The organism is Citrobacter sp. KH_055_1, assembly GCF_057838705.1.
Genome location: NZ_CM174473.1, coordinates 2,419,682 through 2,442,585, shown reverse-complemented (window position 1 = coordinate 2,442,585; position 22,904 = coordinate 2,419,682). Strand labels below are relative to the sequence as shown.

Here is a 22,904-nt window from a genome sequence, read left to right as displayed (position 1 = left end):
ATAGCGGCGTTGTTGCGCCGCTATCAATGCCAGAACGGAGATTGCGCAATTACAGGGTCGGATAATCCGTGTAACCCTCTGCACCGCCGCCGTAGAAACTCTCTGCGCGCTGTGGGTTCAGTTCTGCTTTGTGCTGCAAACGTGCGACCAAATCCGGGTTGGCAATATAGGCGCGGCCAAAGGCGACGGCGTCGATCAACCCTTTCTCAATCAGCGCTTCTGCTTTTTCCGGGGTGTAGGCACCAGCACCAATAATCGGACCGTGGAAACGCGCGCGAACTTTCTCGCGGAACGCATCGCTATACGGCTCTCCGCCGGCCCAGTCTGGTTCGGACATGTGCAGATAAGCGATACCACGTTTACCCAGCTGTTCAATCAGGTACAACGCATCGGCTTCTTCATTCGGGCCGTTATCAACGTTCTGGAAAGAGCCGATAGGGGATACGCGGATGCCAATCCGGTCTGCGCCCCATTCTTTGATACCGGCATCAACGACTTCCAGCACCAGACGTGCACGATTTTCGACGCTGCCGCCGTACTGATCGGTACGCTGGTTAGAGGTGGGTGACAGGAACTGGTGTAGCAAATAGCCATGGGCAGAGTGCAGCTCAACCATGTCAAAGCCAGCTTCGCGTGCGTTGGCGATGGCCTGACGGAAATCATTGACGATGCCGGGGATTTCGTCGGTTTCCAGGGCGCGCGGCATTGAGGTGTCGGCACGCGTTGCCAGACCGTTTTCATCGCGCAGCGAGGTACGGGTACCGGCGCTGATGGCGGAAGGGGCAACTGGCGGTTGTCCGTTCGGCTGCAGGCTGACATGAGAGATACGACCGGTGTGCCACAACTGTACGGCAATATGACCTTGTTCAGAGTGGACGGCGGCGGTGATTTTTTTCCAGGCTTCAATTTGTGCTGCGCTGTGTAATCCCGGCGCACCGGCGTAGCCTTTTGCCTGAGCAGATATCTGAGTGGCCTCGCTGATGATAAGACCAGCGCTGGCGCGTTGGCGATAGTACTCGGCCATCAGCGGAGTTGGGATGTCGCCAGGTTCAATGCTACGCAGGCGCGTCAGTGGGGCCATAAATACGCGGTTGGCCGCCGTGATGGCTCCTACTTTCAGCGGGGAAAACAATTTTTCAGATGACATATTAACTCCAGGTATGAATAGACCGGTCGTCTAGCAATTGGGTAAATAAAAACGCCTGTTAAACGGCAGGCGTTGCAATAATGTTTTTAACGTGTGCCAGCGCATTTTCCAGTGGGGTGGCACTGCGAGACATCTTGGCCTGCAGGTTGGCCCCGAGCCACAGCGCATACAGCACTTGCGCTTGCTGCAGCGGTTCGCCGCTAAACGACAGGCAGTGTGTGTCGCGACCTTTTTCCAGCGCTTGCGCCAGCAGGGTAATAATGTGCCGAGCGCCTTTATCCATCGCCGTACGCATATCTTCAGAGAGATCGCATACTTCAGCCGACAGTTTGACCGTTAAGCAACCGCTAATAATGCCGTGTTGACTAAACTGATTCAGGGTTTCCTGATAGTAGGCGAGGATTCTGTCGCGGTAGTTACCGGCACCCGATGCTAAATGTGTGGCCAGCCGAAGGTGGTAGGCCGCGTAATGGCGTTCAAGCATGGAAACACCAAACGCTTCTTTAGAGCGAAAATAGTGGTAAAACGACCCTTTGGGCACCTCGGCGGTTTTCAGCAGTTCGCTTAAACCCATACCGGTGAAACCGCGCTGCATGCAAAGCTGCTCGCCGGTTGCCAGAAGATGTTCGCGTGTGTCGTGTTCAGTTGCTTTGTTCATGGCATGGAGTGTAATAGACCAGTCGGTCTAATGCAATAGCGCTTGCCAGAAATTCAGTTAGCGTCTTCAATAGGTATAACTATCTTACGTAAGGAGGGGATGTGGCCGAACAGCTGGAGTTTTTCCCCGTCCAGAGCCCGTGCCGTGGGATCTGCCAGTCCGACGAACGCGGCTTTTGCCGTGGATGTTTTCGTAGCCGGGATGAGCGCTTTAACTGGCAGAAAATGAGCGATGCCGAAAAGCAGGATGTGCTGCGTCTTTGTCGTCAGCGTCTGATGCGTAAATTACGTGCAAACAAACCCAGCCCGCCAGAAGAACCGCAACAACCTTCACTCTTTTAAAAGCGTAATTGCGTATACTCGATGCACACTCATTGTTAAGGAAGCTGCTATGGTTCAGCGTATTACTATTGCGCCGCAAGGCCCGGAATTTTCTCGCTTTGTCATGGGGTACTGGCGGCTGATGGACTGGAATATGTCCGCGCGCCAGCTCGTCAGCTTTATTGAAGAACATCTTGACCTGGGCGTAACCACCGTCGATCACGCTGATATTTATGGTGGATACCAGTGCGAAGCGGCGTTTGGCGAGGCGATGAAGCTGGCTCCGCATCTGCGTGAAAAAATGCAGATCGTGACCAAATGCGGTATTGCCACCACGGCACGGGCGGAAAATACCCTCGGTCACTACATCACCGACAGCGACCATATTATTGCCAGCGCGGAGCAGTCGCTGAAACTGCTGGCGACCGACCATATTGATCTGCTCTTGATCCATCGTCCCGATCCGCTGATGGATGCCGACGAAGTGGCTGAAGCGTTTAAGAAACTGCATCATAGCGGCAAAGTGCGTCACTTTGGCGTGTCTAACTTTACGCCTGCGCAGTTTTCCCTGTTGCAATCACGTCTGCCGTTTACGCTGGCAACCAATCAGGTTGAGATTTCCCCGGTGCATCAGCCACTGCTGCTGGATGGCACCTTAGATCAGCTGCAACAACTGCGTATCCGGCCAATGGCCTGGTCCTGTCTGGGTGGTGGACGACTGTTCAATGATGATGCTTTCCAACCGCTGCGCAATGAACTCGCCGTCATTGCGCAAGAATTGAATGCGCAGTCCATTGAGCAGGTGGTCTATGCGTGGATCCTCCGTCTACCGTCACAGCCGCTGCCGATTATTGGCTCAGGGAAAATTGAGCGTGTTCGCGCTGCTATTGAGGCCGAATCGTTAACCATGTCCCGCCAGCAATGGTTCCGTATCCGTAAAGCCGCGCTGGGTTACGACGTACCGTAATCGCGTTTTCGGCGTTCCGTCGCTCAAAATTGCGTCACTGGTTTACACTTATCAGTCAGACACATAGTGACGGAGGTCGTATGAAGCGTTTGAGTATCGCCATAATCACCTTACTGGCCTGTGCGGGCGCACAGGCTGCCAGTGAGCAAGTTGAGATGAACCTGGTGACTTCGCAAGGGGTAGGTCAGTCGATTGGTTCAGTAACTATTTCTGAAACTGCGCAAGGGCTGGCGTTTACGCCTGACCTGAAAGCACTGCCGCCAGGAGAACATGGTTTCCATGTCCATGCCAACGGCAGCTGTCAGCCTGCGATTAAAGAAGGCAAAGCTTCTGCCGCTGAATCGGCAGGGGGACATCTTGACCCGCATAAAACCGGAAAACATGAAGGTCCGGAGGGGGCTGGGCACATGGGCGACCTACCGTTGCTGGTGGTCAATGCCGAAGGTCACGCCACAACGGCTGTTACCGCCCCACGCCTGAAATCACTGGATGAGGTCAAAGGTAAGGCGCTGATGGTCCATGTGGGTGGCGATAACATGTCCGATCAGCCAAAACCTCTAGGCGGTGGCGGGGCGCGTTACGCCTGCGGGGTTATCAAATAATCAACGGCTCAGCGTGCCTGGCGGCGGAGCCTGTTCAAGCTGAGACAACGAACAGTGTAAACGCCAGATAAGCGCCGCCAGCTCTTGTGCGGCAGGCTGATGATGATGGGCAAGCGTATCGCAGATGCGCTGTAACTCGTTAAGCGTGGCATTCAGTGGACGCTGCTGGACGCCACGCTCGCTCATCACATCGCGCAGCAGTGAAATACACACGTCCCTGACGCGGGCCAACGGATCGGAGCGCGCTTCCCAGGCGCGCAGCTGCCACACCACATGCGTGCAGTTCAGCAACACGACGCCCCAGCGTAATAACCACCGACGCGCCAGCGCATCCTGGCTGTTACTGAGCTGGCTGACATGATGATAGGTTAACGACTCAAATTCATTTTCGCTGTGTGCCGGATGCCGACTGAGCTGATCGACAAAATCCCGGCGCAGGGCGCGAATATGACGACGACTCTTTCTCGCGTCTGAGCCTGGCCGCAGGATAGCAAAGGCCAACCAGGATAACGCTACGCCGGTTATTTTTGCCAGATTATCATTCAGGAAATCGGCGAAGTCATACACCGGCGGATTGGTTACGGCGATAAACGATCCCATAAAGACGATCAACTGCCCCCAAAGCCCCGCCAGAGCAGGCATTTGCAGCTTTAGCAGTTGCATGGTGGCGAGCAGTGGGAAGAGAAACAGAATGAATTGCCACAGGTCGGTAATTTGTACCATCAGACCGAACTTCACCACAAAGCTGAACAATGACAGCAGCACTAACGTGCGCATCAGCAGTGAGAGTGATTTGAACGGGGTGGCAACGGCGGAATACAGTACGCAGCTAATCGCCGCCAGCGTCAGCGCACCCGCGCCGGATTCCCATTGTGCGCCGATGCTCCACGCGCCAATCACCATCAATGTGATGAAGGTACGTAACCCACTCCAGATGGCTTCCGCGTTGTCGGTATGGCGGGCCAGGCCCGGCGTGCGGTTCACGCTAATGCGCTCGGCGGTCACGCCTTTTTCCAGCAAATGCAGATAATGGCTGCTTTGCAGGTAAATTCGGCAGAAATAACGTAGCCGTTGCCAGAAGGCGACATGCCGGTAGTCGTGGGAGTCCTGCGGACGCAGGGGGGCAATAATGCGGGCTACCGTGTAGCTATCGGTATCGGATTTCACCAGTGCACTGAGTAGCTGTTCGATGACTTCCCGGGTGTGAGCAGGAGGATTTGGCCAGTTAAGCAGCATTCTGCGCAGGCTGGAGATCACGCTGGTCAGACGCAGTTGCTGATGCAGCAGTAAATTGAGCAGGGCATTCTGCCGTCGAAAGCGATAGTGGCTCCAGAATGCCTGAATACGCAGCAGATTCATGGTCAGAATCTGGCCGATTACCCCTTCGTGGGCTGAGCGGATCGCATCGGTGGTTTCGGGTTGCCAGAGTAAGCGGGCATGTTCCAGCAAACGCGCGTGCATGTTTTTCAGCGCCGTCAGCAACGCTGTACCATCAGACGTGCTGGGCAGGATCATCATCATCATGCCCCCGCAGAGTATCCCGACCATCACTTCGCACACGCGCGCCTGGGCAATATCCCACAGTTGCGTAACCTCAATGGTGTTGACCATCGGAAACGCAATAATAGCCGCGGTGTAGCCTGCCAGTTGAAACGCGTAGGCCACGTTATTGGTAAAGTGCGCGCAGGCCCAGGTGCATAAACCAATCCAGGCCGACATGCTGAGTAAAAATAACCACGGTTCATTGAGGGTGTGGCCAGCAATAATCAATGCCGCCGTGGCACCAAGCAAACTGCCTGCCACGCGGCCCAGACTTTTGCTGATGACACCGCCCACGGTGGGAAAGCTAACCACCGCAGCGGAGGTCATCGCCCAGTAGGGTTCATCCAGATTCAGGTAATAGGCGAATGTTAACGCCAGGCACATCGCGATGGTGTTTCGCAGCGCGTAACGCCACTGTGCCGCGGTGGCTTTCAACCACGGTAAATTGCCCGGCGTCAGGTGAAGCCGTTTCATTTTTTCTGACCAATCGACACGCTGCAGGTGGTACCTGAAACCAGTGTGACATCGTGCGGTAGTGCGTCAAATTCGATACGCACGGGCACCCGTTGCGCCAGACGCACCCACGGTACGTTGGGTTTGATGTCAGGAATCAGACCGGAATCACTCTCTACACTTTGATCGTAAATCGCACGACCAATACTGGAAACGTGACCCTGTAACTTTATATTGCCGCTGTACAATGTAATCAGCGCCGGTGCGCCCTCGCGAATATGGCGTAGCTTGGTTTCTTCAAAATAGCCCATCACATAAAATGAACGACTGTCGACCAGCGCAAACAGGGGTTTACCGGTACTGGCATAATCGCCACCGCGTGTAGAAAGATTCGTCACCCAACCAGCGACTGGAGCTTTAACTTCCGTTTGGGTCAATTGCCACTGCGCTTGCCGTAATTGGGCCTGGGCTGCCTCCACGCTTGCCTGCATCGCTTTCACGTTGAGGTTGGCCGTGTCCAGATCCTCGGCAGAGATATAATTTTGCGACAGATGACGGCGGCGATTGGCCTCGTTATTAGCCTTTGCCAGATCGGACTGTGCTTTCGCCAGCTGCGCCTGTGCATTCAGTTCAGCAATATGAAACGGCGTCTTATCGATAACAAACAGCACGTCGCCTGCATTAACAAACTGATTATCTTTAATATTGAGTTGGGTAATGCTGCCGGAAACCTGTGGGGTGATACTGACCTGCTCCGCACGAACTTTGCCATCGCGCGTCCAGGGGGACTGCATATAATAATTCCACATCCACCAACCCGCGAGAACGGCAACAACTGCGACTATAATAGTGGAGAAGTATTTAACGGTTTTGAGCGACATAATCACCACACAATCAGCATAACAAAGCCCAGACACACGCAAAGCGCAAAGAGCGACAGATCCATTAACAAGGGATGCCAGATTTCGCCGGAGTACATCCAGTCGCGCAGTACGCGATGAACAACCAACCAGAAGATAAATCCGCAGATAAACGCTTTGAAAAGTGGAGGGAAGTAGACAGATGCACCGATCATTAAATCTTGTAGGGGCAATCCTGTTGCATTAAACATAAACTTCACGGGCAAAATCCTTGACGGAAGAGAGCATTGCTATAGGTTTAGCAAAAAAAGGGACAATCAGTCTCTTTAACGCATAATGTCTGAAAAAATGTCATCCGGTAAGCAAATTTGGCAATACATTTGTTTTGGGAATACAAATGCTGCACACTATTCTAAAATCAGCATAACAACTTAGCAAGCTAATTATAAGGAGATGAAATTGGAATCGCCACTAGGTTCTGATCTGGCACGGTTGGTGCGCATTTGGCGTGCTCTGATTGACCATCGCCTGAAGCCTTTGGAGTTGACGCAGACGCATTGGGTGACGCTGCACAACATTCATCAGCTGCCACCGGATCAATCGCAGATCCAGCTGGCTAAAGCGATAGGGATTGAGCAGCCTTCTCTGGTGCGTACGCTCGACCAACTGGAAGAAAAGGGACTCATTTCACGACAGACTTGCGCCAGCGATCGTCGAGCAAAGAGAATTAAACTGACGGAGAAAGCCGAGCCGCTGATCGCTGATATGGAAGCGGTTATCAACAAAACGCGCGGAGAGATTCTGGAAGGGATTTCAACCGAGGAAATTAATCTGCTGATTAAACTGGTTGCCCGACTGGAACACAATATTATTGAGCTACAGTCTCAGGGCTGATGCGAAAATCTACGTGTGGCCAGTATCTGACTGACCACACGTAAATTCGATTAGCGCGGAGAAACGGTAACTTCTTTGCCGTTGCTGGCCATCACAACACGCTGACCTGAAGCGAATTTGGTCGCGCCTTGTTTCTGCACCACCATAATGGTGTTCCCGTCATCCTTACGGATTTCCAGTTCCACACCCTGTGTTTTATTGATCGCACCCTGGACGCTTTGACCTGCTACGCCGCCTGCAACCGCACCTGCCGCCGTAGCTAATGAACGACCAGAACCGCCGCCGACGGTGTTACCAAGGAATCCACCGAGTACAGCGCCGCCGATCGCGCCGATGACGTTGGCATCATCGCCACCCTGAATTTGCACCGGACGGACATGAACGATCGTACCGTAGGTTACGTTCTGCACCTGTTTCGCTTCGGATGCGGTATACACGTCACCTGAAAGACTATCACTGTTAACACAACCCGCTAAAGATAATCCCATTAATGAAACAATCAGTGCACGTTTAATCATTTATAACTCTCCTTTACACCACGAAACGCTAATAAAGCACCCTTCATGGTTAAATTATATGGCATTTGTGAGCCTAAGGTCACATGTTCTACTGGAACAGTATGAAAATCTTAACCGAAATCAGGTTAACTGAGTATAAACGAATCATTCATCAAATTGATTGAATAGATGGCAGCTTGTCATGATTAGCCATCAAAAATCATCAACGAAGCATGGAATTAATCAGCACTTTATGGTTGAGTGTCAAGGCTAACGTGTTTAAAAGGATGACGTATGAAATCGGGCCGTTTTATCGGTGTTATGTCTGGAACCAGCCTTGATGGTGTTGATGTTGTGCTGGCAGCAATAGATGAAACGATGGTCGCGCAGCAGGCGAGTCTGACCTGGCCCATCCCTCTCCATTTGAAACAGGCCATTCTCGATATCTGCCAGGGGCAGCAACTCACCCTCTCGCAGTATGGGCAACTGGATACACAATTGGGGCGTTTATTCGCCGAGGCGGTAAATGCGCTGCTGGCGCAGCAAAAATTAAAGCCGCAGGATATTGTCGCAATTGGCTGCCACGGACAAACCGTCTGGCATGAGCCGACAGGCAGTGCGCCGCATACCCTGCAAATTGGCGACAACAACCAGATTGTGGCGCATACCGGCATCACCGTAGTCGGCGATTTTCGCCGTCGTGATATTGCGCTAGGCGGGCAGGGTGCACCGCTGGTTCCCGCTTTTCATCAGGCGCTGTTGGCGCACCCAACTGAGCGTCGGATGGTGTTGAATATCGGCGGTATAGCTAATTTGTCACTGCTTATTCCTCAGCGCCCTGTACGAGGTTATGACACCGGGCCAGGTAATATGCTGATGGATGCCTGGATCTGGCGGCAATGTGGAAAACCTTACGATAAAGACGCGCAATGGGCCTGCGAAGGTACGGTTATTCTTCCGTTGTTGCAAAGCATGCTGAGCGATCCCTATTTTGCCGCGCCGGCACCTAAAAGCACCGGCCGCGAGTACTTTAATTATGGTTGGATCGAACGTCATCTGGCGCAGTTCCCGGGACTGGCCGCACGTGATGTGCAGACGACGCTTGCTGAACTGACGGCGGTGACGATATCCGAGCAGGTCCTGTTGAGCGGTGGCTGCGAGCGCTTGATGGTCTGCGGCGGTGGAAGCCGTAATCCGCTGCTGATGATGCGCCTGGCGGCACTGTTGCCCGGCACGGAAGTGACCTCGACCGATGAAGCCGGTATTAGCGGGGATGATATGGAAGCGTTAGCTTTTGCCTGGCTGGCATGGCGCACGCTGGCGGGATTACCTGGCAATTTACCCTCAGTTACCGGTGCGACGGAATCCAGCGTTTTAGGCGCTATTTTTCCCGCAAACCCACGAACTCAGAGTTAACTGAAATTATCCTGGCGACGATGCCGGTAAACTAGGGATGTTAGGGAGGGGGTTATTCCCCTCCGGGACCAGGAATGTCTTCAGGATAGAGCTATGAAAAAACTGTTATTGGTATGTTTGCCGGTACTGCTTACCGGCTGTAGTGTCTACAACCAATTTGTCGAGCGTATGCAAACGGATACCCTCGAATATCGCTGTGATGAAAAACCGCTGACCGTGAAATTGAACAATACCCAACAAACGGCAAGCTTTGTTTACGATAATCAGTTAGTGAATCTTAAACAGGGTGTATCAGCATCGGGCGCGCGTTACACCGATGGCATCTATGTCTTCTGGTCTAAAGGCGACAGCGCGACGGTCTATAAACGTGACAGAGTTGTGTTAAATAACTGTCAGTTACAGAACCCGAAGCGTTGAGATTTTCACCTGGGCGGCGCACAATAGCGTCACCCACTGACAATCCGTAGCCCAAACATCATGTCTGATAACGACGAATTGCAGCAAATCGCGCATCTGCGCCGTGAATACACGAAAGGCGGTCTTCGCCGCCGCGATCTTCCCGCCGAGCCGCTTGCGCTTTTTGAGCGCTGGCTCGGACAAGCCTGTGACGCCAAACTCGCCGATCCGACTGCCATGGTAGTGGCCACCGTTGATGAAAACGGCCAGCCGTACCAGCGCATCGTGTTGCTCAAACATTATGATGACAAAGGTTTGGTATTTTATACCAACATGGGCAGCCGTAAGGCGCACCAGATAGAGCATAACCCCCGCATTAGCCTGCTGTTTCCGTGGCATACGCTGGAACGGCAGGTGATGGTGATTGGTAAGGCCGAACGTCTTTCTACGCTTGAGGTAGTGAAGTACTTCCACAGTCGCCCACGCGACAGCCAAATTGGCGCCTGGGTATCAAAACAGTCCAGTCGTATCTCCGCACGCGGTATTCTCGAAAGCAAATTTCTTGAACTGAAGCAGAAGTTTCAGCAGGGGGAAGTCCCGCTGCCAAGTTTCTGGGGCGGTTTTCGCGTGAGTATTGAGCAAATGGAGTTCTGGCAGGGCGGCGAAAACCGCTTACACGATCGTTTTTTATACCAGCGTGAAGACAACGCGTGGAAAATCGATCGCCTGGCTCCCTAAAGATGCAAAATTCTTGTTTTAAGCGCTGGCACTGATGAATCCGGCGCTTTATTCTATGTCTCTTTCGCATCAGGCGAAAAGTCGTGTACCGGCAAAGGTGCAGTCGTTTTATACATGGAGATTTTGATGGCAAGCAGTAACTTGATTAAACAATTGCAAGAGCGGGGGCTGGTGGCCCAGGTGACGGACGAAGAAGCGTTAGCAGAGCGACTGGCGCAAGGCCCGATCGCGCTCTATTGCGGCTTCGACCCTACCGCTGACAGCTTGCATTTGGGGCATCTGGTTCCATTGTTATGCCTGAAACGCTTCCAGCAGGCAGGCCATAAGCCTGTCGCACTGGTAGGTGGTGCAACCGGTCTGATTGGTGACCCGAGCTTTAAAGCCGCCGAGCGTAAACTGAATACCGAAGACACCGTGCAAGAGTGGGTGGATAAAATCCGCAAACAGGTTGCACCGTTCCTCGATTTCGACTGTGGCGACAACTCCGCGATTGCTGCGAACAACTACGACTGGTTTGGCGGTATGAATGTACTGACTTTCCTGCGTGATATCGGCAAGCATTTCTCTGTGAACCAGATGATCAACAAAGAAGCGGTGAAGCAGCGTCTGAACCGTGACGATCAGGGCATCTCCTTTACCGAGTTTTCTTACAACCTGCTGCAAGGGTATGACTTCGCCTGCCTGAACAAACTGCACGGTGTGGCGCTGCAAATCGGGGGTTCTGACCAGTGGGGTAACATTACCTCCGGTATCGATCTGACCCGACGTTTACACCAGAATCAGGTGTTCGGCCTGACGGTTCCGCTGATCACCAAAGCAGACGGGACCAAGTTCGGTAAAACGGAAGGTGGCGCAGTCTGGCTGGATCCGAAGAAAACCAGTCCGTACAAGTTCTACCAGTTCTGGATTAACACAGCCGATGCTGATGTCTATCGCTTCCTTAAATTCTTCACCTTTATGGACATTGAAGAGATCAATGCCCTGGAAGAAGAAGATAAGAACAGCGGTAAAGCGCCGCGTGCCCAGTATGTTCTGGCGGAGCAGGTTACGCGTCTGGTTCACGGTGAAGAAGGTCTGGTGGCGGCAAAACGCATTACCGAATGCCTGTTCAACGGGAACTTAAGCGATCTCAGCGAAGCTGACTTCGAGCAGTTGGCCCAGGATGGCGTGCCGATGATCGAAATGGAAAAAGGTGCCGATCTGATGCAGGCGCTGGTGGACTCAGAACTGCAGCCGTCTCGCGGCCAGGCGCGTAAGACCATTGCGTCGAATGCGGTAACCATCAACGGTGAAAAACAGTCAGATCCGGAATACTTCTTCCAGGACAGTGACATTTTGTTTGGGCGCTACACGTTACTGCGCCGCGGCAAAAAGAACTATTGTCTGATTTGCTGGAAATAATGCGTTAAGGAATGGGAGTGAGAAATCACTCCCTTATTTTTGTTCAGGTAAAAAAATGAAGAATATCCTCGCCATCCAGTCCCACGTTGTTTTTGGTCATGCGGGCAACAGTGCAGCAGAATTTCCGATGCGCCGTCTTGGCGCCAACGTCTGGCCTCTTAATACCGTTCAGTTCTCTAACCATACCCAATACGGCAAATGGACCGGCTGCGTGATGCCGCCCAGCCACCTGACCGAAATTGTCCAGGGTATTGCCGATATCGATAAACTTAAAACTTGTGATGCAGTGCTGAGCGGCTACCTCGGTTCAGCAGAGCAGGGCGAACATATTCTGGGAATTGTCCGTCAGGTAAAGTCGGCTAATCCACAGGCGAAGTATTTCTGCGACCCCGTGATGGGACATCCGGAAAAAGGCTGTATTGTCGCACCGGGCGTCGCCGAGTTTCACGTGCGCCACGCGTTGCCGGCCAGCGATATTATCGCGCCTAATTTGGTAGAGCTTGAGATCCTTTGCGAGCACGCGGTGACCAACGTTGATGAAGCGGTATTAGCGGCGCGTGAGCTGATTGCTCAAGGGCCTGAGGTGGTGCTGGTGAAACATCTTGCTCGCGCAGGGATGAGTCCTGACCGTTTCGAGATGCTGCTGGTCACCGCTGAGCAGGCGTGGCATATCAGTCGTCCGCTGGTGGATTTTGGTGCGCGTCAGCCTGTGGGTGTGGGTGATGTGACCAGCGGTTTGCTACTGGTAAAACTGTTACAGGGCGCGACGGTGCAGCAGGCGCTTGAGCATGTAACGGCGGCGGTGTATGAGATTATGATTGCGACCAAAGAGATGCATGAGTATGAACTGCAGGTCGTTGCTGCACAGGATCGCATTGCAAAACCAGAACACTATTTTAGCGCTACGCAGCTGTAATTAATGCCCGATGGCGCTCACGCTTATCGGGCTTACGTTTGTTTGGCTGTAGGCCGGGTGAGCAAGCGCCACCCGGCAACAACCATTAATTTAACCCTTCTGCCTTAAGCGCCGCTGCCACTGCCGGGCGCTCAGCCATCCGCGCCATATAGGCTTCGATATGGCTTAATCCTGCCATATTCAATTTCACGGCATACGCCCAACGCAGTACGGTGAACAGATAAGCATCTGCAATGGAAAAACGCTGGCCGCAGATCCACGGGTTGTCCTGCAGTGAATCGTTCACATACTGCATTTTTTTCTCTAGCAGTGCGCGTACGGTCGGCTTGTACTCTTCCGGCGTATCGGGACGGAATAATGGCGTAAAGCCTTTATGCAGTTCTGTCGCAATATAGTTAAGCCACTCCAGCGTTTTGTAACGCGAGAGGCTGCTGGTTGGGGCAAGAAGCTGGCGATCGGGTACCGAATCGGCCAGGTACTGCATGATGGCCACGCCTTCGGTTAGTAGCGTACCATCGTCCAGCAGCAGAGCAGGAACTTGTCCCTTTGGGTTTACCGCGAAAAAATCATCGCCGTTTTCCAGGCGTTTCTTCATCAGATCAACACCATCAAGGGTGAAATCTTTACCGCTTTCGCGAAGCGTGATGTGCGAAGCGAGAGAACACGCGCCCGGTTTGTAGAACAGTTTCATCGGTAACTCCTTTTGGCTGAGGTATATCGTATGGTAGTGCGACCTCAGCCAAAAAAAAAGCCGCTAACATCAGTTAGCGGCCTGAAAAGAAGTTTCCCTGAGAATTACGCTGTTGCGGTCTTAGAGGCTTTCTCGCTGACATCATCGTCCTGAGTCATACGGTTCAGCTTCGGTGCCGTCAGCAGCATCAGAACAGCGATAACTGCCGTTGCAATACCGATTTGCAGGAACACACGACCATAGACTTCCAGAGACATCAGTGGGTCGGTCACATTCTCCGGTACAGCCATCATGTTAGCAACATAGCCACCGATGATGTTTGCACCGGCAGTGGTCAGGAACCAGCTACCCATGATGAAGCCCATCAGACGCTGTGGTACCAACTGCGCAACCATTGCCAGACCCAGACCAGAGATCATCAGTTCACCGATACTCTGCAGACCGTAGCAAATGATCAGCCAGTTAACGGAAACGATACCCGCATCGGTGGCAAATTTCGCACCCAGCGGCAGGATCAGGAATGCACCGGAACACAGCACCATACCGATAGCAAACTTGGTCGGCATTGGCAGGGTGTCACCCATCTTGTTATAGATAGCGGCAAGGATTGGGCTACCAATGATGATCCAGAACGGGTTCAGTGCCTGATACTGCTCAGGTTCGAACGCGATGCCCAGAATAGAGTGCTCAACGTTACGAATTGCAAAGAAGTTCAGTGATGTCGGCATCTGGCTGTACAGCACGAAGAAGATAATCGCTTCCAGCATCAGAATGAAGGCGACGATCATTTTACGACGTGCGGCACCTTTCATGGCGAAGGCTTCTTTACCGAAGATAAACACGATACCCATAGCCACGACGCCCAGAACCATACGTGCAATGCCCTGGTTGTGCAGTAACCATGTTGCGATAACAATCAACACCACCACGCCAACAATGGTCAGCAGCAGGTTGCGGAAGTTGATCGGCTCAAAGTCTGGTTTAGACCCGTATTGTTTAACCCAACGCTGGCAGAATGCGAAGTTTACGACGGTAATCAGCATCCCGACGACGCTCAGTGCGAATGCGGTGCTCCAGCCGTATCGTGCCGCCAGCCATGGAGTAGCAAGCATTGAGAAGAATGAACCGATGTTGACGGACATGTAGTACATAGTAAATGCACCATCAAGACGCGGGTCATCTTTGGCATAGCAGGTAGAAAGCAGGGAAGATGGGTTCGCTTTAAACAGGCCATTACCGACCGCGATGGCCGCCATACCCATATATACGATACCAGCATCATGACCGGACCATGCGACCAGCGCATAACCGATAGCCAGTACAATGGCACCCAGCATAATGACACGCTTAGTACCCAGAACTTTATCACCTAACCAGCCGCCAATAGCCACCAGGCCGTAAACCAGGGCACTAAAGGAGGAGAAAAGGGTGATGGAATCCGCTTCTGACATACCCAGTTGTTTCACCAGGTAGACGGCCATAATCCCTTGCAGGCCGTAGTAGCCAAAACGTTCCCACAGCTCAATTGAGAAAATGAGATAGAACGCTTTTGGTTGTTTGAAGGCGTTTAAGCTCACGCTTTCAGTTGGTTTATTGTTTGCAGTAGACACTTTTACCTCTTTTTTTACATCCCATATCTACGGGGGTGTTCAGGTACGTGATGAGTCAAGTTCATCCGTCCGATTGTTATAGTGGGAGGGGAAACGGCAAGTAATGTTCACTATCTTGCCCCTTCAGACAAGAGGTTTGTAATACTCTGTTACATATATCCAGGGTGGTGAAATCATCGGGGCAGGTAAATGTTATCTAGCGTTAAATTTCTTCAATTGAAAAATGGCAGTTTTTTTCACTGTTCAATGGGGGCGAAAATGGCAAAGCGGCGATATGTTCTGCTATTCAGTGTTGAATCCAGTGATATAGGCCATTATCTGAAAAATACCCAGTGTAATGTTTTGTATCGAATCGACGGGAATAGGTCATCTGATTGTCATTTTAACTATAAAAATAAGAAAAATTAACATCACATTATCAATGTGATCTTGATCACGTATGAATAGAAATTTCTACTACTAAAAAAACGATTAACCTGCTCAGGTGTTAAAGCACAAGAATATTGCATTAGATATACGCAATAGCATGGCATCATTGTCGGGGATTAAGCGATTGGAGAGTGCATAACTAATCGTTATGGTAATAAGGGGCAACGAACGTTACCCCGATAGCATTAGATGTCGACTTTTTCTTTGAATTCACAGAGATCCTCAATGATACAGGAGCCGCAGCGCGGCTTCCTGGCAATGCAGGTGTAGCGACCATGAAGAATTAACCAGTGATGGCAGTCGACTTTAAATTCACTGGGAACGACTTTCAGCAGTTTTTCTTCGACCTGCTCGACGTTTTTCCCTGGGGCGAATTGTGTTCGGTTACACACCCGAAATATATGAGTATCGACAGCGATAGTGGGCCAGCCAAAGGCGGTATTGAGCACCACGTTGGCGGTTTTACGCCCGACGCCAGGCAACGCTTCCAGTGCTGCTCTGTCCTCCGGAACCTCGCCATTGTGCTGTTCGAGCAAAATACGGCAGGTTTTAATCACGTTCTCCGCTTTGCTGTTGAACAATCCGATGGTCTTAATATAAGACTTTACGCCGTCGACCCCGAGTTCCAGCATCGCGGCTGGGGTGTTAGCGACAGGGTACAGTTTTGCGGTGGCTTTATTGACGCTGACATCGGTCGCCTGCGCCGAAAGCAGCACCGAAATCAGTAGCTCAAACGGCGACGTAAAATTGAGTTCGGTGGTGGGGTGCGGATTGTTATCGCGCAGGCGCGTCAGTATTTCCAGCCGTTTTGCTTTGTTCATGACACATTCCCTGTTTCACCCGCCGGAACGTCTGTTAACGCAGCCTGCGCGCGACGTTTCTTCATCTTCTCGTCAATAAGATACTTGATGGCCAGCATCAGCCCCAGCCCGATGAACGCGCCTGGCGGCAGCATGGCTAACAGGAACGGTGTGTCTGTATGGAAAATCTCAATGCGCAGCACTTTTGCCCAGCTACCCAGCAGACCATCAGCGCCATCAAACAACGTGCCGTTGCCGATAATCTCGCGCAGTGAGCCCAGCACAAACATCGCACCGGTTGCCCCCATTCCGATGGAAAACCCATCCAGCGCGGAGAGTGCGGGGCCTTTTTTTGCCGCAAAGGCCTCGGCACGACCAACCACAATACAGTTGGTCACAATCAACGGGATGAAGATCCCCAACGACTGATACAACCCGAAGGCGTAGGCGTTAATAAGCATCTGTACGGCACTGACTACCGACGCGATGATCATGACATAAATAGGAATACGAATCTCAGACGGCGTCCAGCGGCGCAGGGCAGAGATGGTCAGGTTGGTTAGCGTTAAAACCAGTGTGGTAGCAAGTCCCAGCCCAAGGGCATTGGTCGCGGTAGAGGTGACTGCCAGCAGCGGGCACATGCCAAGTAACTGTACCAGTGCGGAGTTGTTTTTCCACAATCCCTGAACAATAACGTCTTTAATTTCGCTCATGGTTTATTCTCCACAGGCGGGAAGTTGAGGAAGTTGTGCAGGCAACGTCTGTGCATACAGGCCCGCGCGTTTCACCGCATTGACGACTGCGCGGGGGGTGATGGTGGCACCGGTGAACTGGTCGAAGTCACCGCCATCTTTTTTCACCGCCCAATGAGGATCGTTTTCAGCAGAGATCGTTTTGCCGCTAAAGTGCGTTATCCAGTCGGACAGTCGAAGCTCGATTTTATCGCCCAGACCTGGCGTTTCATGATGCTCCGTGACCCGCGTACCCAGCACGGTACCGTTAAAATCGACACCAACCAGCAGTTGTATCGCGCCGGAGTAGCCGTCTGGCGCGGTGGCTTCGAGGATGGCAGCAACCGGTCGCTCGTCCTGGCGGGCGATATAAACACGGTGCATCCCTTTACCCAACGCCGGAGCCGTGACCAGATAACAGCTGTCGCGCAGATTATTATTGTAGCGGTCAGTTGGCAGAACCTGATCAAACAGCGCTTTTTGCTGCAGCGTTGCCTGCTCGTCAATCGTAGACTTAGTCAGCTGATTGATTGCCGCTGTTAAGCCCGTAGAGCCAGCGGCAAAGAGTGCCAGAGTGATACCGTGTTTACGAATCGTTTTCAGCATAGGGTGTCCTTAGCGATGTCCGTACACGCGAGGGCGGGTGTAATAATCAATCAACGGGACCGTGATATTTGCCAACAATACCGCAAAGGCCACGCCATCCGGATACCCACCAAAACTGCGAATCAGCCATACCAACAGACCGGCAAGTGCACCAAAAATCAGCCGACCGCGATTGGTCGTCGATGCCGTAACGGGATCGGTAAGAATAAAGAACGCACCGAGCATGGTTGCGCCAGAGAGCAGGTGCAGCTGTGGTGACGCCAGCGACTCGGGAGAGAAAAGCCAGCCTAACGTCGCACAGACAGCGAGCGACAGCAGGAAACTGACCGGAATATGCCAGCGAATAGCGTTTTTCCACAATAGCATGACGCCGCCCGCCAGCCAGGCCAGGTTTACCCACTGCCAGCCTGCGCCTGCAAGCATCCCGCTGTAAATGGGGTACTGCATAACCTGTTCTACCGTGCGTCCGGCGTGCAACGATGTCTTGAACGTATCAAGCGGCGTCGCCTGGCTAATGCCATCGATACCCATGCGTAAGGTGTTCATATCACCGCCGCTTGAGGTATGTCCGGTAAAAATGACGTTAATGGCGTCAACAAATCCCGGTACCGTGGCCGCAATTTCATGCGGGGGAAGCCAGCTTGTCATCTGCACCGGGAAGGAGATAAGCAGAACCACATAGCCGATCATTGCCGGGTTAAACGGGTTTTGCCCGAGGCCGCCATACAGTTGCTTGGCAATGATCACGGCAGATACGGTACCCAGGACCACCATCCACCAGGGGGCCAGCGGCGGAAGGCTAACGGCAAGCAGTAGCCCGGTGAGCAAGGCAGAGTTGTCTTTTAAAATAGCGACAACCGGCTGTTTACGCAGTTTCAATACGCCTGCTTCAGCGGCAATGGCGCTGATGGCGGCGAGAAAAATCTGTACCAACGTGCCCCAACCAAAAAACCAAAGCTGAGCGGCAATCCCCGGTAACGCGGCAATTAACACCAGCAGCATAATACGCGATGTCTGGCGCTGGTTATGGGTATAGGGAGAGCTTGCGATTCTGAATACCATTTATTCCTCGTTAACAACCTGCTGCTGGGCGGCCTTTTTAGCCTGAGCGCGTGCAATAGCGGCCGCAACGGCGGCTTTGCGTGGATCAACTGGTTCGGTGGTCTCGGCGACAACCTGCTGCTCAAGTTTGCGTGCTTTAGCACGGGCAATGGCGGCTTCTACCGCGGCTTTACGCGGGTCAACCGGTTCGTCTGTCTCGGCGACGGCCTGCTGCTGCTCAAGTTTGCGTGCTTTAGCGCGGGCAATGGCGGCTTCTACCGCGGCTTTACGCGGGTCAACCGGCTCGGCAGCCTCGGCGACGGCCTGCTGCTGCTCAAGCTTGCGTGCTTTGGCGCGGGCAATGGCGGCTTCTACCGCGGCTTTGCGCGGGTCAACCGGTTCTGCAGTCTCGGCGACGGCCTGTTGCTGCTCAAGCTTGCGTGCTTTGGCACGGGCAATAGCGGCTTCTACCGCGGCTTTGCGCGGATCGGTATCGGTGGTGCTGTCGGTAGCAGGCACATTTTCCGCCTGTTTGGCCCGGGCCTGTGCTTTCCGTGCTTCTCTGGCGGCAATGGCGGCACTATTATCCGGTTTCTCTCCGGCCTGAATAACAATCGGTTGTAAAGCCTGTGCTTGTTTCTCTTTCACCCGTGCAAGTGCGGCAGCAATGGCATCGTTGTCCTTCGCGGCAGGCTGAACGGCGGCGCTTTTATGACGTTCAAGACGCGCGGCTTTTTCACGCTCCAGGCGTGCCTGTCTGGCTTCGAATCGTGCTTTTGCCTCTGCGGCGCGTTTTTCTTCCTGGCTTATGGCGTAAATCTCAGCTTTTTCCTGACGGAAATACTGCACCAGCGGAATATTGCTGGGACATACCCACGCACAGGCACCGCATTCAATGCAGTCAGCGATATTGTGACCGATTGCTTTGTCGTGCTGCTGTCCTTTACTGAACCAGTAAAGCTGCTGAGGCAAGAGATCGGCCGGGCAGGCATCGGCGCAGGCGCTACAGCGAATGCAGCCTTTTTCTTCCTGCTGTTCACCCATTTCACTGGCAGATGGCGCCAGCAGGCAGTTGGTGATCTTCACTACGGGGACATCAAGCCAGGGGAGAGTGAAGCCCATTAGCGGGCCGCCCATGATGACCATTTGCTCTGCGGAAGGGCAAAAACCTGCGTCATCAAGCAGGTGGCGAACAGGCGTGCCTAAACGTGCCCAGACGTTGCCCGGACGGCTAACGGCTTCGCCGGTCAGCGTTACGACGCGTTCGGTGATCGGTTCTCCGTCGATCACTGCGCGTTTGATAGCATAGGCCGTACCGACGTTTTGCATCAGGACGCCGATATCCGAGGAGCGTCCACCGTGTGGGACCTGTTTTCCGGTCAGAATTTGGGTCAACTGCTTCGCGCCGCCGGAAGGATATTTGGTTGGGATAACGCGCAGGCTGATATCATGTGAGTCCGCCAGCACCGCGCGCAGCATTGATATCGCTTGCGGTTTGTTATCTTCAATCCCCAGCAATATTTCGCGCGGTTGAAGAATGTGGGCCAGAATGCGGATGCCTTCCACCACCTGAGCTGCACAATCCTGCATCAGGCGATCGTCAGCGGTAATGTAGGGCTCACATTCCGCAGCGTTGATGATCAATGTTTCAATTTTATCGCCGCCGCCCTGCAGTTTTACGCCAGTAGGGAAACCAGCACCGCCCAGTCCGGCAACGCCGAACTGATGAATACGGGCAATAAGCTCTTCTCGGCTGCGGGAACGATAGTCAGCCCAGCCTTCACGCTCAATCCAGCGATCTTCGCCATCAGCATCGATTATGACGCTGAGCTCGGCCAATGCTGAAGGGTGCGCAGTGGAGTGCGGAGCAATGGCCACAACGGTGCCGGAGGTTGGCGCGTGCACTGGCAGCATTTTGCCTCGTCCACGCGTCAGCGCCTGGCCGCGCAGGACGTGGTCACCGACGTTTACGCACAGCTCACCCTCAGCACCAATATGCTGTTTGAGCGGAATCACCAGACGCGGCGGCAGTGGGACTTGTCGCAGCGGCGTGCCGTTTGACTGGGCTTTCATTTCGGGCGGATGAATGCCGCCTTCGAAGTCCCAAATTTTGTTTTTTCTGAATGCAGAGAATAGCTTAAACATGTTGTTCCACGGGAATGATGCGCACGGGGATAGTGTTCAAATCCCACTTCCAGCTATCAGGCGTTTCGGCAACCGGACGTAATTCAATACACTGAGTCGGGCAAGGATCAACGCACAGGTTGCATCCGGTACAGAGATCGCTCATGACTGTGTGCATCGCACGCGTCGCGCCGACGATGGCATCAACCGGGCAGGCCTGAATGCACTTTGTACAGCCAATACAGTTATTTTCATCAATGACCGCCAGCATTCTCACCGGCGTAACGTCCTGTTCATCGCCATCAATAGGCTGCGGATCGACGTTCAGCAGCGTCGCAATTTTTAGCATCACCGCTTCACCGCCGGGGGCGCAGCGATTGATTTTTTCGCCCTGACAGCCAATCGCTTCCGCATACGGGCGACAGCCAGGGTACCCGCACTGGCCACATTGACTTTGCGGAAGAATCTCATCGATTTTTTCAACGACCGGGTCGTCCTCAACGGCAAAACGTCGGGAGGCATAGCCTAAAACAGCGCCGAATGCCAGACCCAGTAGACTCACTGCAGCAACGGCAATCCAGATAGCATTCATTACAGCTTCACCAAACCACTAAAGCCCATAAAGGCCAACGACATTAAACCGGCGGTAATCAGCGCAATCGCATTACCGCGAAAAGGTGCCGGAACATCAGCCACGGCGAGGCGCTCGCGAATGGCGGCGAACAGTACCATCACCAGCGAGAAGCCGACGGCAGCGGAAAAACCGTACAGCGCCGACTGTAAAAAGTTATGACCGAGGTTGATATTCAACAACGCGACGCCCAGTACCGCACAGTTAGTGGTGATCAACGGTAAGAAGATCCCCAGCAGGCGATACAGCGCAGGACTCGTTTTGCGCACCACCATTTCGGTAAATTGCACGACCACGGCGATGACTAAGATAAACGCCAGCGTACGCAGGTAGATGAGATCGAGCGGGATGAGGATCCAGGTGTCAATCAGCCATGCGCAAATCGATGCCAGCGTCATTACAAAGGTCGTGGCGAGGCCCATGCCCATCGCCGTTTCCAGTTTTTTGGAAACGCCCATAAACGGGCAGAGACCCAGAAACTTGACCAGTACAAAGTTATTGACCAGTACAGTTCCGACAAACAGCAGCAGGTAATCAGTCATTTTTCGGCCTGAAATAAAAAAGCCGCCTATTATCTGACAATCTACAACAGGCGACAACAGGTTAACTGTAGGGTTATTACGGGTTCACAAACGTCGATTTCACGCGCTGCGAACGCTTGAAATAGGGCACCAGCAATGCAGCAGCCAACAACGGGAACAGTAGCTGGCGGACGGCAAAGGCATCCGGAACAGGTGAAAACGCAAAGGCTTTAATAGCCAGTAACACGGAGATCAGTAACCATAAAATATAGTGCTTAGGTACACAGCGTCGGCGTTTGAAAAACGCGATAGTCAGCCACAGCGTGTAGTACCACATGGCGATAGCGGTAATAAAGGAAACGCCCCATAACAGTAAATTAGTGGCGCTTTGTTCGCCGAGCGTCTGAAACGTCTGCGGCGTTGCCAGCGCAGTTACATACAACAGGATCGCCAGCGAAGCGCTCAACAACGCCACTAACAGCCAGGCCAGTGGACCAAGTAGCCAGCCTCCGATACGTTGTGCCGGTGTCGTCGTCATCTCTTCTCCAGATTTACGCGTGCAAACAAACATGCCATTCATTTTGGGGCGATTATTATAAAGCTTTTAACGATGAGCGCTACTTTCTTATTTATTGCACATAATGCCAGACGGATTTTGGCACCTGGCCGATATCAAACAGGCGTCCCCCAGAGATAAGCTCCGCCCGGCGGTGATCCGCCGCGCGATACATATTGATAATGTCGCGATCGTCGGTGAGCGTGTAGTTAAGATGATCGAACAGTTTTTCCAGGCTTTCGAGGGAATTGATTTTGCGGAATTTTAATAAGTAATCCTGAACAGTCATATGTGGAGATCCATATTAAGAAAATAACACCAACGGAGTAGTTAATATTAAAAAATAAACAAGGTTGC

General features: G+C 52.9%; 25 protein-coding genes and 1 pseudogene. 9 read left to right on the top strand and 17 right to left on the bottom strand.

Translation table 11 applies throughout. The annotated features are described in order from the left end of the window. Positions 1 to 49 precede the first annotated feature (49 nt). Both AC3ITF_RS11375 and AC3ITF_RS11370 read right to left on the bottom strand, forming a co-directional pair. A complete protein-coding gene (locus AC3ITF_RS11375; RefSeq protein ID WP_135912092.1) occupies positions 50 to 1,147 on the bottom strand; it encodes an alkene reductase in 1,098 nt (365 codons plus the stop codon). Between the two features lie 58 nt (positions 1,148 to 1,205). Beyond that, positions 1,206 to 1,805, bottom strand: a complete 600-nt coding sequence (locus AC3ITF_RS11370; protein WP_117343060.1) for a TetR/AcrR family transcriptional regulator — start codon at positions 1,803 to 1,805, stop codon at positions 1,206 to 1,208. 101 nt (positions 1,806 to 1,906) lie between these two features. Between AC3ITF_RS11370 and AC3ITF_RS11365 the strand changes: the two genes are divergently transcribed. From AC3ITF_RS11365 to sodC, 3 genes are all read left to right on the top strand, one after another. Beyond that, on the top strand, positions 1,907 to 2,146 hold the full coding sequence (locus AC3ITF_RS11365) for a DUF1289 domain-containing protein (RefSeq protein ID WP_115258572.1): 240 nt from the start codon (positions 1,907 to 1,909) through the stop codon (positions 2,144 to 2,146). Positions 2,147 to 2,195: 49 nt separating this feature from the next. Next, complete coding sequence (locus tag AC3ITF_RS11360; protein ID WP_181219710.1) at positions 2,196 to 3,092, top strand: aldo/keto reductase; 897 nt, start codon at positions 2,196 to 2,198, stop codon at positions 3,090 to 3,092. Between the two features lie 80 nt (positions 3,093 to 3,172). Further along, positions 3,173 to 3,694, top strand: a complete 522-nt coding sequence (gene sodC / locus AC3ITF_RS11355) for a superoxide dismutase [Cu-Zn] SodC (protein WP_115258570.1) — start codon at positions 3,173 to 3,175, stop codon at positions 3,692 to 3,694. Here the strand turns inward: sodC and AC3ITF_RS11350 are convergent. The 3 genes and pseudogenes from AC3ITF_RS11350 to AC3ITF_RS11340 all read right to left on the bottom strand — a co-directional run bounded on the left by AC3ITF_RS11350 (position 3,670) and on the right by AC3ITF_RS11340 (position 6,809). Beyond that, positions 3,670 to 5,710, bottom strand: a pseudogene (locus AC3ITF_RS11350) (FUSC family protein). The gene sodC and the pseudogene AC3ITF_RS11350 overlap by 25 nt on opposite strands. Further along, positions 5,707 to 6,570 carry an efflux RND transporter periplasmic adaptor subunit gene (locus tag AC3ITF_RS11345; RefSeq protein ID WP_117343063.1) on the bottom strand — a complete coding sequence of 288 codons (864 nt, stop codon included), beginning with the start codon at positions 6,568 to 6,570 and terminating at the stop codon, positions 5,707 to 5,709. The pseudogene AC3ITF_RS11350 and the gene AC3ITF_RS11345 overlap by 4 nt, the downstream one beginning before the upstream one ends. A 2-nt stretch (positions 6,571 to 6,572) precedes the next feature. Next, the gene (locus AC3ITF_RS11340) at positions 6,573 to 6,809 is read right to left on the bottom strand and encodes a DUF1656 domain-containing protein (protein WP_096757148.1); all 237 of its coding nucleotides are present in this window, start codon (positions 6,807 to 6,809) and stop codon (positions 6,573 to 6,575) included. Positions 6,810 to 7,002: 193 nt separating this feature from the next. Here AC3ITF_RS11340 and slyA point away from each other — a divergent pair, with 193 nt between their 5' ends. Then, complete coding sequence (slyA, locus tag AC3ITF_RS11335) at positions 7,003 to 7,443, top strand: transcriptional regulator SlyA (protein ID WP_269473706.1); 441 nt, start codon at positions 7,003 to 7,005, stop codon at positions 7,441 to 7,443. A 50-nt stretch (positions 7,444 to 7,493) separates the two neighbouring features. Here slyA and slyB read toward each other — a convergent pair whose 3' ends face one another. Next, complete coding sequence (gene slyB / locus AC3ITF_RS11330; RefSeq protein ID WP_096757147.1) at positions 7,494 to 7,961, bottom strand: outer membrane lipoprotein SlyB; 468 nt, start codon at positions 7,959 to 7,961, stop codon at positions 7,494 to 7,496. Positions 7,962 to 8,234: 273 nt separating this feature from the next. On the opposite strand from slyB, the gene anmK reads away from it, so the two are divergent. The 5 genes from anmK (at position 8,235) to pdxY (ending at position 12,807) form a co-directional block, all read left to right on the top strand. After that, entirely contained in the window at positions 8,235 to 9,356 is a 1,122-nt protein-coding gene (gene anmK / locus AC3ITF_RS11325) for an anhydro-N-acetylmuramic acid kinase (RefSeq protein ID WP_115258567.1), read from the top strand. Between the two features lie 93 nt (positions 9,357 to 9,449). Beyond that, positions 9,450 to 9,773, top strand: coding sequence for a C-type lysozyme inhibitor (gene mliC, locus AC3ITF_RS11320; protein ID WP_096757145.1), 324 nt, complete (start codon positions 9,450 to 9,452; stop codon positions 9,771 to 9,773). Positions 9,774 to 9,833: 60 nt separating this feature from the next. Beyond that, complete coding sequence (gene pdxH, locus AC3ITF_RS11315; protein WP_096757144.1) at positions 9,834 to 10,490, top strand: pyridoxamine 5'-phosphate oxidase; 657 nt, start codon at positions 9,834 to 9,836, stop codon at positions 10,488 to 10,490. Between the two features lie 126 nt (positions 10,491 to 10,616). Continuing rightward, positions 10,617 to 11,891 carry a tyrosine--tRNA ligase gene (gene tyrS, locus AC3ITF_RS11310; RefSeq protein ID WP_096757143.1) on the top strand — a complete coding sequence of 425 codons (1,275 nt, stop codon included), beginning with the start codon at positions 10,617 to 10,619 and terminating at the stop codon, positions 11,889 to 11,891. 55 nt (positions 11,892 to 11,946) lie between these two features. Beyond that, a complete protein-coding gene (gene pdxY / locus AC3ITF_RS11305) occupies positions 11,947 to 12,807 on the top strand; it encodes a pyridoxal kinase PdxY (protein WP_115258566.1) in 861 nt (286 codons plus the stop codon). Positions 12,808 to 12,892: 85 nt separating this feature from the next. Here pdxY and gstA read toward each other — a convergent pair whose 3' ends face one another. The 11 genes from gstA to ydgT form a co-directional block, all read right to left on the bottom strand. Next, positions 12,893 to 13,498 carry a glutathione transferase GstA gene (gstA, locus tag AC3ITF_RS11300; protein ID WP_096757141.1) on the bottom strand — a complete coding sequence of 202 codons (606 nt, stop codon included), beginning with the start codon at positions 13,496 to 13,498 and terminating at the stop codon, positions 12,893 to 12,895. 104 nt (positions 13,499 to 13,602) lie between these two features. Then, positions 13,603 to 15,108: a dipeptide/tripeptide permease DtpA gene (gene dtpA, locus AC3ITF_RS11295; RefSeq protein ID WP_115258565.1), complete on the bottom strand. Its 1,506-nt coding sequence runs from the start codon at positions 15,106 to 15,108 to the stop codon at positions 13,603 to 13,605. Between the two features lie 614 nt (positions 15,109 to 15,722). Beyond that, the gene (nth, locus tag AC3ITF_RS11290; RefSeq protein ID WP_096757138.1) at positions 15,723 to 16,358 is read right to left on the bottom strand and encodes an endonuclease III; all 636 of its coding nucleotides are present in this window, start codon (positions 16,356 to 16,358) and stop codon (positions 15,723 to 15,725) included. After that, the gene (locus tag AC3ITF_RS11285; RefSeq protein WP_115258563.1) at positions 16,355 to 17,050 is read right to left on the bottom strand and encodes an electron transport complex subunit E; all 696 of its coding nucleotides are present in this window, start codon (positions 17,048 to 17,050) and stop codon (positions 16,355 to 16,357) included. The genes nth and AC3ITF_RS11285 overlap by 4 nt, the downstream gene beginning before the upstream one ends. 3 nt (positions 17,051 to 17,053) lie before the next feature. Beyond that, entirely contained in the window at positions 17,054 to 17,674 is a 621-nt protein-coding gene (rsxG, locus tag AC3ITF_RS11280; protein WP_135912090.1) for an electron transport complex subunit RsxG, read from the bottom strand. 9 nt (positions 17,675 to 17,683) lie between these two features. Next, a complete protein-coding gene (gene rsxD, locus AC3ITF_RS11275) occupies positions 17,684 to 18,736 on the bottom strand; it encodes an electron transport complex subunit RsxD (protein ID WP_489175666.1) in 1,053 nt (350 codons plus the stop codon). Continuing rightward, a complete protein-coding gene (rsxC, locus tag AC3ITF_RS11270; RefSeq protein WP_279271936.1) occupies positions 18,737 to 20,860 on the bottom strand; it encodes an electron transport complex subunit RsxC in 2,124 nt (707 codons plus the stop codon). Continuing rightward, complete coding sequence (rsxB, locus tag AC3ITF_RS11265; RefSeq protein WP_096757133.1) at positions 20,853 to 21,431, bottom strand: electron transport complex subunit RsxB; 579 nt, start codon at positions 21,429 to 21,431, stop codon at positions 20,853 to 20,855. The genes rsxC and rsxB overlap by 8 nt, the downstream gene beginning before the upstream one ends. Further along, the gene (rsxA, locus tag AC3ITF_RS11260) at positions 21,431 to 22,012 is read right to left on the bottom strand and encodes an electron transport complex subunit RsxA (protein ID WP_005121199.1); all 582 of its coding nucleotides are present in this window, start codon (positions 22,010 to 22,012) and stop codon (positions 21,431 to 21,433) included. Before rsxA ends, rsxB begins: the two co-directional genes overlap by 1 nt. Positions 22,013 to 22,088: 76 nt before the next feature. Next, a complete protein-coding gene (locus AC3ITF_RS11255) occupies positions 22,089 to 22,529 on the bottom strand; it encodes a DUF2569 domain-containing protein (protein WP_115258559.1) in 441 nt (146 codons plus the stop codon). Positions 22,530 to 22,620: 91 nt separating this feature from the next. Beyond that, a complete protein-coding gene (gene ydgT / locus AC3ITF_RS11250) occupies positions 22,621 to 22,836 on the bottom strand; it encodes a transcription modulator YdgT (protein WP_096757131.1) in 216 nt (71 codons plus the stop codon). Positions 22,837 to 22,904 lie beyond the last annotated feature (68 nt).

Bases quoted from the DNA above. Each gene is read 5' to 3' on its own strand.
- rsxG (WP_135912090.1), bottom strand. From the start codon at position 17,674: ATGCTGAAAACGATTCGTAAACACGGTATCACTCTGGCACTCTTTGCC.
- rsxC (WP_279271936.1), bottom strand. From the start codon at position 20,860: ATGTTTAAGCTATTCTCTGCATTCAGAAAAAACAAAATTTGGGACTTC.
- rsxA (WP_005121199.1), bottom strand. From the start codon at position 22,012: ATGACTGATTACCTGCTGCTGTTTGTCGGAACTGTACTGGTCAATAAC.
- nth (WP_096757138.1), bottom strand. From the start codon at position 16,358: ATGAACAAAGCAAAACGGCTGGAAATACTGACGCGCCTGCGCGATAAC.
- rsxD (WP_489175666.1), bottom strand. From the start codon at position 18,736: ATGGTATTCAGAATCGCAAGCTCTCCCTATACCCATAACCAGCGCCAG.
- AC3ITF_RS11375 (WP_135912092.1), bottom strand. From the start codon at position 1,147: ATGTCATCTGAAAAATTGTTTTCCCCGCTGAAAGTAGGAGCCATCACG.
- pdxH (WP_096757144.1), top strand. From the start codon at position 9,834: ATGTCTGATAACGACGAATTGCAGCAAATCGCGCATCTGCGCCGTGAA.
- AC3ITF_RS11255 (WP_115258559.1), bottom strand. From the start codon at position 22,529: ATGACGACGACACCGGCACAACGTATCGGAGGCTGGCTACTTGGTCCA.
- pdxY (WP_115258566.1), top strand. From the start codon at position 11,947: ATGAAGAATATCCTCGCCATCCAGTCCCACGTTGTTTTTGGTCATGCG.
- anmK (WP_115258567.1), top strand. From the start codon at position 8,235: ATGAAATCGGGCCGTTTTATCGGTGTTATGTCTGGAACCAGCCTTGAT.
- slyB (WP_096757147.1), bottom strand. From the start codon at position 7,961: ATGATTAAACGTGCACTGATTGTTTCATTAATGGGATTATCTTTAGCG.
- rsxB (WP_096757133.1), bottom strand. From the start codon at position 21,431: ATGAATGCTATCTGGATTGCCGTTGCTGCAGTGAGTCTACTGGGTCTG.
- AC3ITF_RS11370 (WP_117343060.1), bottom strand. From the start codon at position 1,805: ATGAACAAAGCAACTGAACACGACACACGCGAACATCTTCTGGCAACC.
- gstA (WP_096757141.1), bottom strand. From the start codon at position 13,498: ATGAAACTGTTCTACAAACCGGGCGCGTGTTCTCTCGCTTCGCACATC.
- AC3ITF_RS11360 (WP_181219710.1), top strand. From the start codon at position 2,196: ATGGTTCAGCGTATTACTATTGCGCCGCAAGGCCCGGAATTTTCTCGC.
- tyrS (WP_096757143.1), top strand. From the start codon at position 10,617: ATGGCAAGCAGTAACTTGATTAAACAATTGCAAGAGCGGGGGCTGGTG.
- slyA (WP_269473706.1), top strand. From the start codon at position 7,003: ATGAAATTGGAATCGCCACTAGGTTCTGATCTGGCACGGTTGGTGCGC.
- AC3ITF_RS11345 (WP_117343063.1), bottom strand. From the start codon at position 6,570: ATGTCGCTCAAAACCGTTAAATACTTCTCCACTATTATAGTCGCAGTT.
- ydgT (WP_096757131.1), bottom strand. From the start codon at position 22,836: ATGACTGTTCAGGATTACTTATTAAAATTCCGCAAAATCAATTCCCTC.
- sodC (WP_115258570.1), top strand. From the start codon at position 3,173: ATGAAGCGTTTGAGTATCGCCATAATCACCTTACTGGCCTGTGCGGGC.
- mliC (WP_096757145.1), top strand. From the start codon at position 9,450: ATGAAAAAACTGTTATTGGTATGTTTGCCGGTACTGCTTACCGGCTGT.
- AC3ITF_RS11285 (WP_115258563.1), bottom strand. From the start codon at position 17,050: ATGAGCGAAATTAAAGACGTTATTGTTCAGGGATTGTGGAAAAACAAC.